The organism is Bradyrhizobium sp. CCBAU 11357, assembly GCF_028128865.1.
GTDB lineage: Bacteria > Pseudomonadota > Alphaproteobacteria > Rhizobiales > Xanthobacteraceae > Bradyrhizobium.
On record NZ_LBJW01000107.1, the window covers coordinates 90,001 to 105,712 of the forward strand.

Consider the following 15,712-nt stretch of genomic DNA (forward strand, 5'->3'; position numbering starts at 1 on the left):
GACCAGAGGTCTTGGAGTTCCGGCTATCGAAGGTGGGTTTCCCCATTCGGAAATCCGCGGATCAAAGCTTCTTCGCAGCTCCCCACGGCTTATCGCAGCGTAGCACGTCCTTCATCGCCTCTCAGCGCCAAGGCATCCACCGAACACCCTTAAGGCACTTGATTGCTCTCATTATCAATGTCCACACACTCGGCAGAATGTTGTCCGTACGATTGCCTTGCGGCACGCGCCCTCGATGAACGCTACGTACAGCCGGACATTGACTAGAAAGACCAGCTTGCTTCGTAAGATCGTTCCGATAGCGAGGCGGTCAAGCTTCGCTAAAAGGATCATTTTACAACTCGCATTCAACCTCACGGCTGAAAGCGAGCGCCGAAAATGATCCGGAGATAATGAAGGATCCGCGCAACAATCTGCTGCACGACCCAACTCGGATCGATCTCCTCTTTACGATGTCAGAAAACACGCATCTTGCTGTCTATCCAGACTAGCAGGATGCGAAGTGATGTTTCGCGGACGACGGTACAAGATCTCGGTGATCAAACCATCTGGTGGAGCCAGACGGGATCGAACCGACGACCTCATGCTTGCAAAGCACGCGCTCTCCCAGCTGAGCTATGGCCCCGTAACCAGAAGACGAATGCTCACTCGATGAAAGTGGTGGGCCTGGGAAGACTTGAACTTCCGACCTCACGCTTATCAAGCGCGCGCTCTAACCAACTGAGCTACAAGCCCCTAACGCATATCCCGTCAGGGACCGTGGGATCCTGCTTGATACAGGCCCAGCGCGTGTTCGTCCGCGAAGAAAGAGAAACGAAGACGGCGAAATCCCGCCAATGCAGCTCAACGATCTGGCGATCTGTTGGCCACTGATGTTTCTAAAACGATCCGATAGTGAGCGTGAGCTCGCTGAAGGATCATCCTTAGAAAGGAGGTGATCCAGCCGCAGGTTCCCCTACGGCTACCTTGTTACGACTTCACCCCAGTCGCTGACCCTACCGTGGCCGGCTGCCTCCCTTGCGGGTTAGCGCACCGTCTTCAGGTAAAACCAACTCCCATGGTGTGACGGGCGGTGTGTACAAGGCCCGGGAACGTATTCACCGTGGCGTGCTGATCCACGATTACTAGCGATTCCAACTTCATGGGCTCGAGTTGCAGAGCCCAATCCGAACTGAGACGGCTTTTTGAGATTTGCGAAGGGTCGCCCCTTAGCATCCCATTGTCACCGCCATTGTAGCACGTGTGTAGCCCAGCCCGTAAGGGCCATGAGGACTTGACGTCATCCCCACCTTCCTCGCGGCTTATCACCGGCAGTCTCCTTAGAGTGCTCAACTAAATGGTAGCAACTAAGGACGGGGGTTGCGCTCGTTGCGGGACTTAACCCAACATCTCACGACACGAGCTGACGACAGCCATGCAGCACCTGTGCTCCAGGCTCCGAAGAGAAGGTCACATCTCTGCGACCGGTCCTGGACATGTCAAGGGCTGGTAAGGTTCTGCGCGTTGCGTCGAATTAAACCACATGCTCCACCGCTTGTGCGGGCCCCCGTCAATTCCTTTGAGTTTTAATCTTGCGACCGTACTCCCCAGGCGGAATGCTTAAAGCGTTAGCTGCGCCACTAGTGAGTAAACCCACTAACGGCTGGCATTCATCGTTTACGGCGTGGACTACCAGGGTATCTAATCCTGTTTGCTCCCCACGCTTTCGTGCCTCAGCGTCAGTACCGGGCCAGTGAGCCGCCTTCGCCACTGGTGTTCTTGCGAATATCTACGAATTTCACCTCTACACTCGCAGTTCCACTCACCTCTCCCGGACTCAAGATCTTCAGTATCAAAGGCAGTTCTGGAGTTGAGCTCCAGGATTTCACCCCTGACTTAAAGACCCGCCTACGCACCCTTTACGCCCAGTGATTCCGAGCAACGCTAGCCCCCTTCGTATTACCGCGGCTGCTGGCACGAAGTTAGCCGGGGCTTATTCTTGCGGTACCGTCATTATCTTCCCGCACAAAAGAGCTTTACAACCCTAGGGCCTTCATCACTCACGCGGCATGGCTGGATCAGGGTTGCCCCCATTGTCCAATATTCCCCACTGCTGCCTCCCGTAGGAGTTTGGGCCGTGTCTCAGTCCCAATGTGGCTGATCATCCTCTCAGACCAGCTACTGATCGTCGCCTTGGTGAGCCATTACCTCACCAACTAGCTAATCAGACGCGGGCCGATCTTTCGGCGATAAATCTTTCCCCGTAAGGGCTTATCCGGTATTAGCACAAGTTTCCCTGTGTTGTTCCGAACCAAAAGGTACGTTCCCACGCGTTACTCACCCGTCTGCCGCTGACGTATTGCTACGCCCGCTCGACTTGCATGTGTTAAGCCTGCCGCCAGCGTTCGCTCTGAGCCAGGATCAAACTCTCAAGTTGGACTTGAACTTTGAACCGGCTGATCACAACGTTTGACGAGGTCCCACCATTATCGACCGAAGTCGATGTGCTGCCCGCGATTCACATCGCTGGCAACGATGGTGTTTCCTTTAAACGTGTACCGCCGAAGTCTTTCGTCCGGTCTCGATCAGAAAAGCCGAAGCTTTTCGGAAGCGAGACCCGCAAGGACTCCGCCGTCCACGTTTCTCTTTCTTCATCTTCACTTGTCAAACAGCCCGAGACCGTGGAGGTCTCAACCTTCCTGAGAGGAAGGGTTCCGACACCCTTACCGACGATGGATGAACTCCAACCGACTGGTGTCGGCTGTTGTGTCACTCAACAAGGTGAGGAGCATCAGTGGCGCGTTCGCTCGCCTTGGTCAGTGACCCGGCGGCGCCGCGCTCAGTGGTTGGGGTTATAGGCCCCACCTTCCGGCCTGTCAACGCCAATCGTCAACAAATCGTCGCACAGTGGAGCAGCGATAAAACATCCGCGATTCCAGCCAGTTAGAAGGCCGCCGGGCGCGTCGGACGAGCCCACCCGGCAAAAAATCTGAAAAAAAGTTTGCCCGCCGGCGGGCTCCGGAAGGCGCCTTGGGGCCCCTCCCCGGACCCCTTCCTCGCCGCCCCCGCAACCCTGGGCAGGCGTGCCCCGTTCCCAGTCTGAGGGCTCCCGGCCAAACGCCCGCTCCCCCGCTGGATGGGACCCTGTCCCCGCCCGGCCCGAGCTCCGCCAGTGGTCGCACGGAGGGGTCTTTACGGCCCGGCGTTCAGGAAACTTTTTCCATATTTGGCGCCGTACTTGAGCCACAATCCCGCGGCGTTCTGATAAGAGACAAGCTTGAATCGCGGGGATGCCTGTGGGGGCTGCCGGCGATTTTCATGGGGTCAGAGGAAGGCGATCTTGCAAATGACGCGACCTTCCTTCGGCATTCGAAAGACATCGAGAGAGCTTTACCCGTCCAGCTGTTCGTAATTTCGGCCGCCCCATCAAGGGGCGTTCTGGGCGCGGACGGCTGTGCGGCTTGCCTTTTCCGGCGATCCCCGTTCAAGAGGGCAGCCGGGACCAGGTTCGAGAACGGGCATCTTGGGTCGTTGAATTGGGGGACTTGGGTTGAACCACAGGACGTCACGCGGCGCTTACGGGCGTGAGACCGGGATCATCGATCTCGGCCACGAGCCGCCGCTGTCCGTCGATGGTTCTGAAGCCGCCGTGATCGACCGCCGCCGCGTCTCGGTGCAATGGTTCAGCGGGACAATTTTGACCGGACTTTGCGGCGCAGCCCTGATCGGCGGCGCCGTTTTCGCTTCGCTCGACGGCGAGATGACCTTCGCCAAGGTGCCGGAGCGGGTCGAAGGCGCGCTGCGCGGAGCATTCGGCGCCGCCGATCGCGCCGCCACGCTGCACAAGAGCGACCGCCTGCCGCCGCCGAGCGAATCCACGGCCTCGCGCAACGTGATGCGCGTCTCGACCGTGGCCCGCGTCGGCAACCGTGACGTGATGCGGGTGCGTCCGTTCGTGCGGATCGCCGGCAATCTGTCGATGACGACGAGCGATCTGTCGGCGAAGATCCCGCCGTTCAACGCCCAGCGCCTGCTGACCGATGTCGGCTCCGATCCGAAGACGGCGTCCGACGATCCCAACAATCCCGAAGCCGTCGAGCCCGACGCGGAAGTGTCTTTCGTCACCAAGGACCTGTCGCCGGTGCTGCCGAAGGCCAAGATTTCCGCGGTGGTGGCGCTCGACGACATCCTGATGCGGGTGCGCGATGCCGCCAATTGGCGCGGCAATGGCGGGGTGCGCTACGCCTCGCTCGCCAATGCGGCCGCCGACATCTCCGGCGCGACCGGTCCCTCCGAGATCAGAACCGCCTACGCCGCCGAGGTCTCGCCGTCCGATCCCTATGCCGGCTTCGAGACGCGCGTGGTGCCGGAAAACGTCACGCTGCTGCCCAAGACCAAGGAGCAGATCACCGGCGGCAATCCCAACGGCGAACGCGTCCACATGGTCAGGAAAGGCGACAGCGTCGCTGGCGTGTTGCGCGATCTCGGTGCCAACGCCGACGAGATCAAGGCGATCACCGCGACGCTCGGACCGCGCGGGCGCGACGGCGGCCTCAAGGAAGGCGAGAAGCTTCGCATCCTGATGGCGCCCGCAAGCCCCGGCGCCCGCCTGCAGCCCTATCGCGTCGTGGTTGCAAACGACACGATGGTGGAAGCGATCGCGGCGCTGTCCGATCTCGGCAAATACGTCGCCGTCGACGTCTCCAGCATGAACACCGTCGCCGATACTGCGGCCAACGCCAGCAGCGACGACGATGATGACGATGACGGCTCCGGCGTGCGGCTCTACCAGAGCATCTACGAGACCGCGATGCGCAACAAGGTCCCGATGCCCGTCATCGAGGACATGATCAAGATCTACTCCTACGACGTCGATTTCCAGCGCAAGGTGCAGCCCGGAGATTCCTTCGACGTGTTCTACGCCGGCGAGGACGAGGGCGTGACGTCGAGCGAAAAGAACGAGGTGCTGTTCGCCTCGCTCACCGTCGGCGGCGAGACCAAGAAATACTACCGCTACCAGAGCCCCGACGACGGCCTGGTCGACTATTACGACGAGACCGGCAAGAGCGCGAAGAAGTTCCTGGTCAGGAAGCCCGTCAACAACGCCATCATGCGTTCCGGCTTCGGCGGCCGCCGCCACCCGATCCTCGGCTACGTGAAGATGCATACCGGCGTCGACTGGTCGACCAGCTACGGCACGCCGATCTTCGCCTCCGGCAACGGCGTTATCGAGAAGGCGGGCCCCGAGGGCGGCTACGGCAAGTACATCCGCATCAAGCATTCCAACGGCTACGAGACCGCCTACGGCCACATGTCGGCCTTCGCCAAGGGCATGGAGGTCGGCAAGAAGGTGCGGCAGGGCCAGGTGATCGGCTTCGTCGGCTCCTCCGGCCTGTCGACCGGCCCGCACGTCCATTACGAGATCCTGGTCAACGGCCGCTTCGTCGACCCGATGCGCGTGAAGCTGCCGCGCGGCCGTTCGCTGGAAGGCCCGATGCTGGCAAGCTTCGAGAAGGAGCGCGACCGGCTCGACGGCATGATGAGCGGCCGCGGCGGCGCCATCGCCCGCATGTCGGACGCGACCGGCGGGCCACTGCAGGTCACCAACCGGTAAATCGGCAGCCCGCCGGCATCGGCCGGCATTTTCAAACGGAATTTCAAACAGGAACGCTGCGCAGCCGGGCCGCTTTCGCGGCGTTTCAACGTCAAGTTTCGTTTGCCAAAGCCGCAGGACGGGCGAATACTTTCCAAAAAACGGGAGGTCACGCCATGAAGAGCAGGCTCGCCTGCGCAGCCCTGGTTGCTGCGCTGTTCTCCACAACGAGCGCATCGGCCGACGGCTGGGAGGTCACGAGGCTGGTGCCGGGCTCGGCGTTCCACGGCGTGCACGGGCTCGGTGTCGACAAGGCCGGCCATTTGTTTGCCGGCAGCGTCGCGGGCGCTGCGCTCTATGAGGTCGACATCGCCGGCGGCAGCGCCAAGGTTGCAATCCCGGCACCGGTCGGGATGGCCGACGACATCGCATTCGCACCCGACGGCACCATGGCCTGGACCGGCTTCCTCGCCGGCGATCTCTATGCGCGCAAGGGCGACGGACCGATCAGGAAGCTCGCGTCCGGGCTTCCCGGCATCAACTCGCTCGCCTTCCGCAAGGACGGCAGGCTCTACGCCACCACCGTCTTCCTCGGCGATGCGCTCTACGAGATCGACGTCGAGGGTGTCAAACCGCCACGCCAGATCATGGAGAAGATGGGCGGCCTCAACGGCTTCGAGTTCGGTCCCGACGACAAGCTCTATGGTCCGCTCTGGTTCAAGGGCCAGGTGGCAAGGGTCGACGTCGACAAGGCCGAGCTGACCGTCGTCGCTGACGGCTTCAAGATCCCGGCCGCCGTGAACTTCGATTCCAAGGGCAACCTGTTTGTGATCGACACCGCGCTCGGCCAGCTCGTCCGGGTCGATCCCAAATCGGGCGCCAAGACCATGGTCGCGCAGCTGAAGCCCTCGCTGGACAATCTCGCCATTGACGACAAGGATCGCATCTACGTCTCCAACATGGCCGACAACGGCATCCAGGAGGTCGATGCCGCGACGGGCCAGGCCAAGCAGATCATCATCGGCAAGCTCGCTTTGCCCGGCGGGCTCGGCGTCACCTCGGAGAACGGCAAGGACACCATCCACGTCGCCGACTTGTTCGCCTATCGCACGGTGGACGGGGCGACCGGCGAGGTCACCGAGAAGGCGCGCATGCATGCCGCAGGCACAACGCTCGAATATCCGATGAGCGCGACGGCAAAGGGCAACGACGTGGTCCTGTCGAGCTGGTTCACCGGCACCGTGCAGGTGATCGACGGCAAGACCGGCGCGACGCGCGAGATGCTGCACGACTTCAAGGCGCCGCATGACGCGGTCGTGCTCGCGGACGGCAGCATCCTGGTGGCCGAGCTCGGCACCAAGTCGCTGGTCAAGGTGAGCGGCGAGCACGGCAAGGACCGCACCACGCTGATCGGCGCGCTCGAAGGCCCGGTCGGGCTCGTTCGCGGGAAGACCGACGAAGTCTACCTGACCGAGGCGTTTGCGGGCCTCGTCTCCAGGATCGACAGCAACGGTGAAAAGACCGTCATCGCCAAGGAGCTGAAGATGCCGGAAGGCATCGCAAGAGGTCCCGAAGGCCAGCTCATCGTGGCGGAGGTCGGCGCCAAGCGGCTGATCGAGATCGCACCGGAGAGCGGCAAGATCACCGAGATAGCCGCCAATCTCCCGATCGGCCTGACCGGCGCACCCGGCGGTTTGCCGACACATGTCCCCACCGGCGTCGCCGTCGGCGCGAGCGGCGCGATCTACTTCAGCTCGGACGTCGAGAATGCGATCTACAAGGTGGTGAAGAAATAGCAGAGGCGTGCACCGGCCTGGCCCGGGAACCGGCACGCCGGTTCCCGGTTAGACGCTGACCGAAGCCAGCAGGAGGATCGCCCATGACGCGCCTCTCACGCGACGATGTCGTCAAGGCCGTGGACCGTGCCGATGACGTGACCATTGCCCAGATCATCGGAACCGGCGCGACCGCCGAAGAGCTCGCTGAAGCCCAGGCCTGGCTCGCCAATGACGAGCCGATGATCAACGATCTGCGCCCGCTGGCGCAGGGCCGGGTGCGCGAGCTGGTGGATATACTTTCGGAGCTGGAGGAGGACGAGGAGGACGGCATTGAGCCGGGGCCGGCGGCGGCAGGCGGGTGAGGATGGGCGGGCCAGGGAGGCGAAATCGCCCGCACACCAGAGAGCTGAAGGCTTCGAACTCTCTGTTGGACACCGAGGGCGGGACCAAGCGCCGGTCGAGAGAGTACTGAAAGCAGCAACATCTCCAATATCTCAGTCTATCTCTCGGTCTGCCCATGCTGCGCCCGACAGCCAGCCGACGTACATCCGACCGACATTGCCAGCTAAAGCTGAAGGTTCTGGACTCGAAGCTTTCCTGGGAAGGATGAATAGGCATCGAGCACTTTTGCGCAGCGTTGGACCAGGCAATCAATTGGTACAACTTAAGAGCAGATTTCTGCAACAAGCTATATCGGCTTCTGAAGCTTCTCAGCTATGCCCATGCGCTTGATAATCGCAGCTTCTGGATGCTTCGGTCTTTCTATGAACTTTACGAATGCACGAATAGCATCCGCAACCGTATGCGCGGACGTGAACTCCGTGAACTTCTTTGATTCTTTGATGATGATGCCAATGTTGATCTCAGGATTCGTCAGCTGCTCAACGGTAAATCCAATTCCGAGTCCAGCCTCTTGATTACATTGAAATAGGCCGAAGCTCTTCTCCGGTGCCGGTGAGACACAATTTGGATCCAGTCCCGATTCACCAATTGCGTTCGCCAAAGCCGCCAGTTGCTGCACTTTCGAGAAACCAGAGCGACTAAATCGATCGACGATCATGTCGCCGAATTGATGAAATTTTTTGGGAATGCCTGCCGCCTTTAGATTGAACTGCGCGTCACCGGCGGCGTCAGTGCTGGACGGCTCCGTTTCGAGCCATCGGATCGCAGCTATACGTGAAATCGAAAACGCAGTCTTGTTGACCTCGTCGTTCTGATTGCCACCCAAGAGCCTGATTTGCTTGGTCGCTGGCATGTCCTCCGAAAAGAACGCGACGTGCCCGCTCGTATTGGTATTCTCGCCCGGCGTTAGAACGACGACCGCACCCACGGGAATCTTTGACGATCCAAGGGGAACGCTTTGGCCCCATTGCTTCCAATGTGCCGCGAGCGCAGCTCCTTTGGGTACTGTATCTCCATGGCCGCTCTGCTTGATGCAAAAGGCCGCAAACGCCCCGCACCAATGGGGTAAGCCTCCCTGTACTGGACCGAAATCCGTAGCCGCAAAGTAACTCTTGATCCGCGGCGCCGAACTAGCTTCAGAAACCCCATTCTGCATTTCTTGTTCTGCAAAGGGCAACCAAGGCGCTTCACCCGGATTTGCCTGGGGCAATTCATCAGGCGCAACCTGCTTGATCAAATCAAATGCTTTCTTCAACTCGCTGTTCAGCAGGGCCTCTGTAATCGCGACGAAATCAGGAATCGTATCGTCTTCGTCCAGAGCACTGAACTGCTCTCGTGCCTTGAGACTCGCAAACTGATTGTGAGTCAGGGCGTCGCTAACTTTTTTTGTGGCGTCCGTTTGGCTTTTGCGTATCATCAGCGCAGCGTTGACGTCCGCCAGATAGGCATGGAACAGGTCCAGATAGCTGGGTATGAACGGATCATCGCCTTCGGTCGGGCTTTGCTCACTCATCGCTTTCGCATCTTTCCTCATGCGATGCCCGGCGGCGTAGACTTGAAGCATTGGATAATCAAAGTCCTTAGGACCATAACCGTCTGATATCGGCGTTCCTTCTGTCAGAAAATCGTTCCATTCAGAAGATGAAACCCTCAAAGGGCCGACTGCATCGGAGCCCGATACAGGCCCAGGATTCTTGATCTTGGTTTCGATCTGCGCACGAGCTATCAAGAAATCTGCAGACACGAACCAGGGTGCACTCTTCGGAACGACATTGAAGCTTCGTTCTACCAGAATGCACTGCCTCACGAAGTCCTCAGGATCTATCTCCGGCCGTTCTGGATCAGGCACTTCGTCGACGTTCGATCGTTGCAACCAACCGTCACCCTGACCAGGCGGCACAATGACGTTCAACCAAACATTTGCGGGATCGCTATCAACTTTCTTGCCCGTCGCCAGCAAGACTTTTCCCGGTCCGAAAACAGAAAAGACCTGGGCATCGATCGCGGGATTTGAACGGACAATGGTCAGTACCTTGGTTTGATAGGCCATTTCGCGCCCTTTCAATTCGACGCTAGAGCATTCACCAAATCGGAAGTCAGCTGATCAGATAGATCCGCCGTCAATGGATCTGCCGCGTTCTTGCTCTTAAGAACCAGCTTTGAGTCCAGGATGGTTCTCACATCGCAATCCGATTCCTCACATCCTTCATGCTCGGATTGGTCGGGAGCTGCTTGTTCTTGGGCAACTTGCTATTCATCAACTCCGAAACGCTGGTGATACCTTGTGGAAAACTCTCTGCTTCATACAGGTTCTCGAATTGCTGAGTCGCACATTCCTTCCTTGATTGGATGAGCCCTAGCTGTCTCGGGTTCAGCTTCCCTGTGACCTGTGTCGTGGTATCTCCGGTGTCGCGCAGGCTCTGTTGATAAGCGGCAATACGTGCGTTGGTCTTTGTCGTCACATGAAGAACTTCAGACTTTGGAGCACAAAGTTTCTTCAGAATCCCTTGGACGAAGCCGATGCTGTGCACCTTGGGATTAAAATTCGCGATGATGGCTTCGTGCGCGGGGTCAATTTTGGGATCCGTAGTCCCGCTTGGCGTCACTCGATCTCGGGCGCTATGTGCTTCCGCGATCGTGCTTGTCGAGACCAGCGGCTGGCGCCTACCAGCAGCCGCAGCACCGGCCTGCTCAAATACCGTGACTGTGGAATTGATGTTCGCCGAGATGGTCATCGGCATGCAGATCGTCAAATATGACCTTAACGCGTGGACCGCGATAGGCTTGTTGCTAATGGCCAATCCAAGGAGATCCTCTCGGAACTTGCGGCGGTTGACGAGGACGACGGACTGCACCGTCGTATGATCGACCTGAAGCAGCAACGAGTTGAGGTTCTTTACGGTATCATTGGCCAATCCGAAGGCCGCCGATATCGCCGCCAGCCCCACGGCGCTGACACCGGTTACGTTTGGATTGGTGAGCGCATCGACTGCGAAGCGGACAGCGCCAATCTCAGCAAGTACGGCAGCATTCTCACGTCTTTTCGCGTCGAGCCATGCCAAATAGGAATCGCAGCGGGCATCGATATCATTCAAACCCGCTTGAACGATGATTGGCCAGTAGTTAGCCGGAATTGCTTGTTGCGCGCAGCTGGGCACGTCAGGACCGACGTAAGAGTTTGCTTGGCGACACAGGTAGTCCAGATAAATGTTCTGGAGCTCGGCGGCTGAGGCCGTATCCGCCGTGTAGAGTTGAGTACCAATGCCATCACGAAAATAAGTCCTGTCGTTTGGATCGCAGCCCGCAAGGGCTAGCCCCAGACACACGAACGCAACGATTCCCCAAACGCTACGCATCGACGCAATCCCGTGAGACAAATGAAACTTTTGGCGAGCCCCGATAAAATTGCTCAAGACGATTCACGCGCCCCCAACCAACGAAGCATCGCGTGGATGGCAGCTGGCAGCTCATTGCGTGATCGATCTTGCGCACGACCTGTCTCTCACTGTTCGGGCGTTGGCGGTTCAACGGTCCAAGTCGCCTGCTCTTCATGTGCCTCCGCCGCCACGTTCAGATTGGCGGTGACGATTGCGAAAGCGCGTTGCACGTCGTCGACCACATCCCGCCGCCGCGTATTGATATTGCGGACCAGAACCCGCCAACGGCCGTCTCCGCTGCCACCGGCGGCTTCCCGCCAGAAGCGCAGAATGAAAACCTGATCCGAGAGCGGCTGTTGTGAGCTCATGGCCGAGCCTCGCATGGTGCGAACTCGGGAGGATTGCGCGAACGTTCCGGGATGGTCGCCGCCTGGTCACAGCGGCTCGCGGCGAGAATTCCGCAGCGATCGCCCCGCGATCACGGCAGGATCACGATGCGGCCGGGCAAGGCAGAGTCCCGCCGGCAATGGCCATGCCAAGCCCTGGTCAGGCTCGCGATAGAAAACGGATACGACTGCGGCGCCTAGTTTGCAGCGCGCCGCCTCTCGTCGCGGCTCATCAGCTGTACGCGCAAATGCTGGGCGTCATCGGCGTTATGCAGATTCCTGATCTCGTCAATGACCGCACGCGTTGCTGGAAGCGGAGAAATTCCCAGCTCCTGCTGGATCATGGCGATCCAGTGATCGTAGTACCTGATGGCGTCGATACGCCTCTCATCGAGTGCAAGCAACGTCAGGAGATGTCGAACCAGTTCCTCGCGATAGGGATCAAAGCGCAGCGCGTGACGAGCGAGCAGGATCGCATCATGATAGTGGCCACAAAGTCCCAGATGACGAACGATGGTCATTGCCGACTGCACAAAAAGGGAATGCAATCGCTCGCGCTCCTCCAATATCCAGTCGGCATCTTCGCCATCCAGGAATGGCCCCTCGTAGCGGTACAGGACGGCGAGGACCTGCTTCATCCAGGAGGGATCCACAGGCGCTTCAGCGCCGCTGAGAGCCGCCTGCGCCGCTTCAAGCAGGGCCCAGGTGTCGACGTCCAGCCAAGACGTCCTCTCGAGAATAGTCTCCGAGCCGACGGTCCTGAGGCCATAGCCCTCTCGGTACTCCGGCGCCGACGCGAGCAGTTTTCGCAAACGCCAGATCGCGGAGTTCACGGCTCGGCGTCCTCTGTCCGTATCGAGCTCCGGCCAAAACAGGTCGATAAGTCGCTCGCGACGGTGCGGACGGTCCGGAAAGGTGAAAAGGAAGCCGGCCAATCTCCGTCCTGCTGGACCGAGATCCAACCAAATCTGCTCGTTACCGCGCGTAACCCGGCTGGCCCCCAGCAAACTAACGGTCAACACCGCCGCCCCTCCACGCAAAACACAACAAAAATTGCCTGTGGCGTTAAGTCATCGCAGCTCGAAATTGCGAGCTCAGTCTAAAATTGTCGGTTGCTCAAAGACTCGCGTGAAATCCTTGAGCACTCGACCGCGGGAATGCCGCGCCGACCGAGATGGAATTATGGCAACGGAGCCTATGGTTGTTCAACACCAATTTGCACCCTGAACGGATAACCGCAGTGCGTGTGGCTTTTCAACGACACAACACTGCATTGATACCCGGCCTCTCTTGCAAAAGCGAAAGCCCTCTCCGCGGCAGCGGAGAGGGCTCTGCAATATCCGAATGCCCGATCCAGGGTCAGTTCAGCTTCCGCTTCGGCACCGGCGTCTCGAACTGCGCAATCTCCGCGGTCTGCGGCGCCTTGCCGTTGAAGGTCAGCACGTTGCCTTCGGACGAAATCGCGACGTTGTCGCCGTCCCTGACGTCGCCGGCGAGGATCATCTCGGCGAGCGGGTCCTGGAGGTAGCGCTGGATCACCCGCTTCAGCGGCCTTGCGCCGTAGGCGGGATCCCAGCCCTTGGCAGCTAACCAGTCGCGGGCGGCGGCATCGAGGCTGAGCACGATCTTGCGATCGGTCAGGAGCTTCTGCAGACGTGCGAACTGGATCTCGACGATCCGGCCCATCTCGCTGCGCTGCAGACGGTGGAACAGGATGATCTCGTCGACGCGGTTGAGGAATTCGGGGCGGAAGTGCGCCCGCACCATTCCCATCACCTGCTCGCGCACGGCCGCGGTGTCCTCGCCCTCCGGCTGGTTCACCAGATATTCCGAACCGAGGTTGGAGGTCATGATGATCAGCGTGTTGCGGAAGTCGACGGTGCGGCCCTGGCCGTCGGTCAGGCGGCCGTCGTCGAGCACCTGCAACAGGACGTTGAAGACGTCGGGATGCGCCTTCTCGATCTCGTCGAACAGCACGACCTGGTAGGGCCGGCGCCGCACCGCTTCGGTGAGCGCACCGCCCTCGTCATAGCCGACATAGCCGGGAGGCGCGCCGATCAGCCGCGAGACCGAGTGCTTCTCCATGTATTCGGACATGTCGAGGCGGACCATCGCGGTCTCGTCGTTGAACAGGTATTCCGCGAGCGCCTTGGTCAGCTCGGTCTTGCCGACGCCGGTCGGGCCCAAGAACATGAACGAGCCGGTGGGGCGGTTCGGGTCCTGCAGGCCGGCGCGCGAGCGGCGCACGGCGGTTGCGACCGCACGCACGGCCTCGGCCTGGCCGACGACGCGCTTGCCGAGCTGCTCCTCCATCTTCAGGAGCTTCTCCTTCTCGCCTTCCAGCATCTTGTCGACAGGCACGCCGGTCCAGCGCGAGACCACCTGCGCGATGTGGTTGGCGGTGACCGCCTCCTCCATCATCTCGCCAGCGTTCTCCTTGGCCTCGATGTCCGCGAGCTGCTTCTCGAGCTGCGGGATCCGTCCATAGGCCAGCTCGCCGGCCTTCTGGAATTCGCCGCGGCGCTGCGCGTTGGCGAGCTCGACACGAAGTGCGTCGAGCTCGGCCTTCAGCTTCTGGGCGTCGGAGAGCTTGCTCTTCTCCGCGCTCCAGCGCGCCGTCAGCGCCGCCGACTTCTCCTCGAGCTCGGCGAGATCCTTCTCCAGGGTCTGGAGCCGGGACTTGGAGCCGGGATCGCTTTCCTTCTTCAGCGCCTCCTGCTCGATCTTGAGCCGGATGATCTCACGATCGAGCGAATCCAGCTCTTCCGGCTTGGAATCGACCTGCATCTTCAGCCGCGCCGCGGCCTCGTCCATGAGGTCGATCGCCTTGTCGGGCAGGAAGCGGTCGGTGATATAACGGTTGGACAGCGTCGTGGCGGCGACGAGCGCGGAATCGGTGATCCGGACGCCGTGATGCTGCTCGTACTTGTCCTTCAGCCCGCGCAGGATCGAGATGGTGTCCTCGACCGAGGGCTCGCTGACGAAGATCGGCTGGAAGCGCCGCGCCAGCGCGGCATCCTTCTCGACGTGCTTCTGGTACTCGTCGAGCGTGGTCGCGCCGATGCAGTGCAGCTCGCCGCGGGCGAGCGCGGGCTTGAGCAGGTTGGAGGCATCCATCGCGCCGTCGCCCTTGCCGGCGCCGATCAGCGTGTGCATCTCGTCGATGAACAGGATGAAGGTGCCCTCGCTCCCTGTCACTTCCTGCAGCACGGCCTTCAGCCGCTCCTCGAACTCGCCGCGGTATTTCGCGCCTGCGATCAGTGCGCCGAGGTCGAGCGAGAGCAGCTTCTTGTCCTTCAGGCTCTCCGGCACGTCGCCGTTGACGATACGCAGCGCGAGACCTTCGGCGATGGCGGTCTTGCCGACGCCGGGCTCGCCGATCAGGACGGGGTTGTTCTTGGTCCTACGCGAGAGCACCTGGATGGTGCGGCGGATCTCCTCGTCACGGCCGATGACCGGATCGAGCTTGCCGTCGCGCGCGGCCTGGGTCAGGTCGCGGGCATATTTCTTCAGGGCGTCATAGGCGTTCTCGGCGGTGGCAGAGTCGGCCGTGCGGCCCTTGCGCAGCGCCTCGATCGCCGCGTTGAGGTTTTGCGGCGTGACGCCGCCCTTATTGAGGATGGTGCCGGCCTCGCTGGTCTTCTCCAGCGTCAGCCCGAGCAAAAGCCGCTCGACGGTGACGAAGCTGTCGCCGGCCTTCTCGCCGGCCTTTTCGGCGGCATCGAAGGTGCGGGCCAGCTCGGGCGCGAGGTAGATCTGCCCGGCGCCGCCGCCGGAGACCTTCGGCACCTTGTTGAGGGCGTCCTCAGTCGCCTTCAGAATTGCACGGGAATTGCCGCCAGCGCGGTCGATCAGACCGGCGGCGAGCCCCTCATTGTCGTCCAGCAGGACCTTCAGCACGTGCAGGGTGGAGAACTGCTGGTGCCCCTCGCGCATCGCGAGCGACTGCGCGGACTGGATGAAGCCCCTGGAGCGTTCGGTATATTTCTCGATGTTCATCTTTTCTGTCCCTCGGCCTGCCCTCGGGGCCCTCTAAGGCACCCCAAACGGCATCTTCATTGGGTTTCCAATTACCGCATTGACGTTTCTCAACCGGTAACGGTCGTCTCTTGCCGGCGTTGCCGCCGGCCTGAGCCAGATGTGGGAAGCACGTTGCGGATGCGAAAGAGGCAACTTCACAATTTCGTGCGCACGGGG

Annotated in this window: 8 protein-coding genes, 2 tRNA genes and 2 rRNA genes (1 of these 12 cut by a window edge); 3 read left to right on the forward strand and 9 right to left on the reverse strand. The window is 60.5% G+C overall.

The genetic code is table 11. From position 1 onward, the window contains the following. The 4 genes from XI05_RS25790 to XI05_RS25805 form a co-directional block, all read right to left on the reverse strand. Positions 1–164 (reverse strand): 23S ribosomal RNA (locus XI05_RS25790) (it extends 2,683 nt beyond the left edge of the window). Between the two features lie 385 nt (positions 165–549). Further along, positions 550–625: transfer RNA gene (locus tag XI05_RS25795), tRNA-Ala, on the reverse strand. Between the two features lie 33 nt (positions 626–658). Further along, a tRNA-Ile gene (locus tag XI05_RS25800) sits at positions 659–735 on the reverse strand. Positions 736–927: 192 nt separating this feature from the next. Beyond that, positions 928–2,416, reverse strand: a 16S ribosomal RNA gene (locus tag XI05_RS25805). The 16S and 23S rRNA genes sit together here with 2 tRNA genes alongside, the layout of an rRNA operon. A gap of 1,113 nt (positions 2,417–3,529) precedes the next feature. Here XI05_RS25805 and XI05_RS25810 point away from each other — a divergent pair. The 3 genes from XI05_RS25810 to XI05_RS25820 all read left to right on the forward strand — a co-directional run bounded on the left by XI05_RS25810 (position 3,530) and on the right by XI05_RS25820 (position 7,712). Beyond that, positions 3,530–5,593 carry a M23 family metallopeptidase gene (locus XI05_RS25810; protein WP_271507052.1) on the forward strand — a complete coding sequence of 688 codons (2,064 nt, stop codon included), beginning with the start codon at positions 3,530–3,532 and terminating at the stop codon, positions 5,591–5,593. Positions 5,594–5,748: 155 nt separating this feature from the next. Continuing rightward, entirely contained in the window at positions 5,749–7,368 is a 1,620-nt protein-coding gene (locus XI05_RS25815; protein WP_271507054.1) for an SMP-30/gluconolactonase/LRE family protein, read from the forward strand. 83 nt (positions 7,369–7,451) lie between these two features. Beyond that, positions 7,452–7,712: a hypothetical protein gene (locus tag XI05_RS25820; protein ID WP_271507056.1), complete on the forward strand. Its 261-nt coding sequence runs from the start codon at positions 7,452–7,454 to the stop codon at positions 7,710–7,712. A 326-nt stretch (positions 7,713–8,038) separates the two neighbouring features. On the opposite strand, the gene XI05_RS25825 is transcribed toward XI05_RS25820, so the two are convergent. The 5 genes from XI05_RS25825 to clpB form a co-directional block, all read right to left on the reverse strand. After that, entirely contained in the window at positions 8,039–9,802 is a 1,764-nt protein-coding gene (locus XI05_RS25825) for a CHAP domain-containing protein (protein ID WP_271507058.1), read from the reverse strand. A 127-nt stretch (positions 9,803–9,929) separates the two neighbouring features. Next, entirely contained in the window at positions 9,930–11,165 is a 1,236-nt protein-coding gene (locus tag XI05_RS25830) for a hypothetical protein (protein WP_271507060.1), read from the reverse strand. Between the two features lie 89 nt (positions 11,166–11,254). Beyond that, positions 11,255–11,497 carry a hypothetical protein gene (locus XI05_RS25835; RefSeq protein WP_271507063.1) on the reverse strand — a complete coding sequence of 81 codons (243 nt, stop codon included), beginning with the start codon at positions 11,495–11,497 and terminating at the stop codon, positions 11,255–11,257. Positions 11,498–11,712: 215 nt separating this feature from the next. Then, complete coding sequence (locus tag XI05_RS25840) at positions 11,713–12,450, reverse strand: AfsR/SARP family transcriptional regulator (protein WP_271507065.1); 738 nt, start codon at positions 12,448–12,450, stop codon at positions 11,713–11,715. Positions 12,451–12,874: 424 nt separating this feature from the next. Next, a complete protein-coding gene (gene clpB / locus XI05_RS25845; protein ID WP_271507067.1) occupies positions 12,875–15,514 on the reverse strand; it encodes an ATP-dependent chaperone ClpB in 2,640 nt (879 codons plus the stop codon). Between the last annotated feature and the right edge of the window lie 198 nt (positions 15,515–15,712).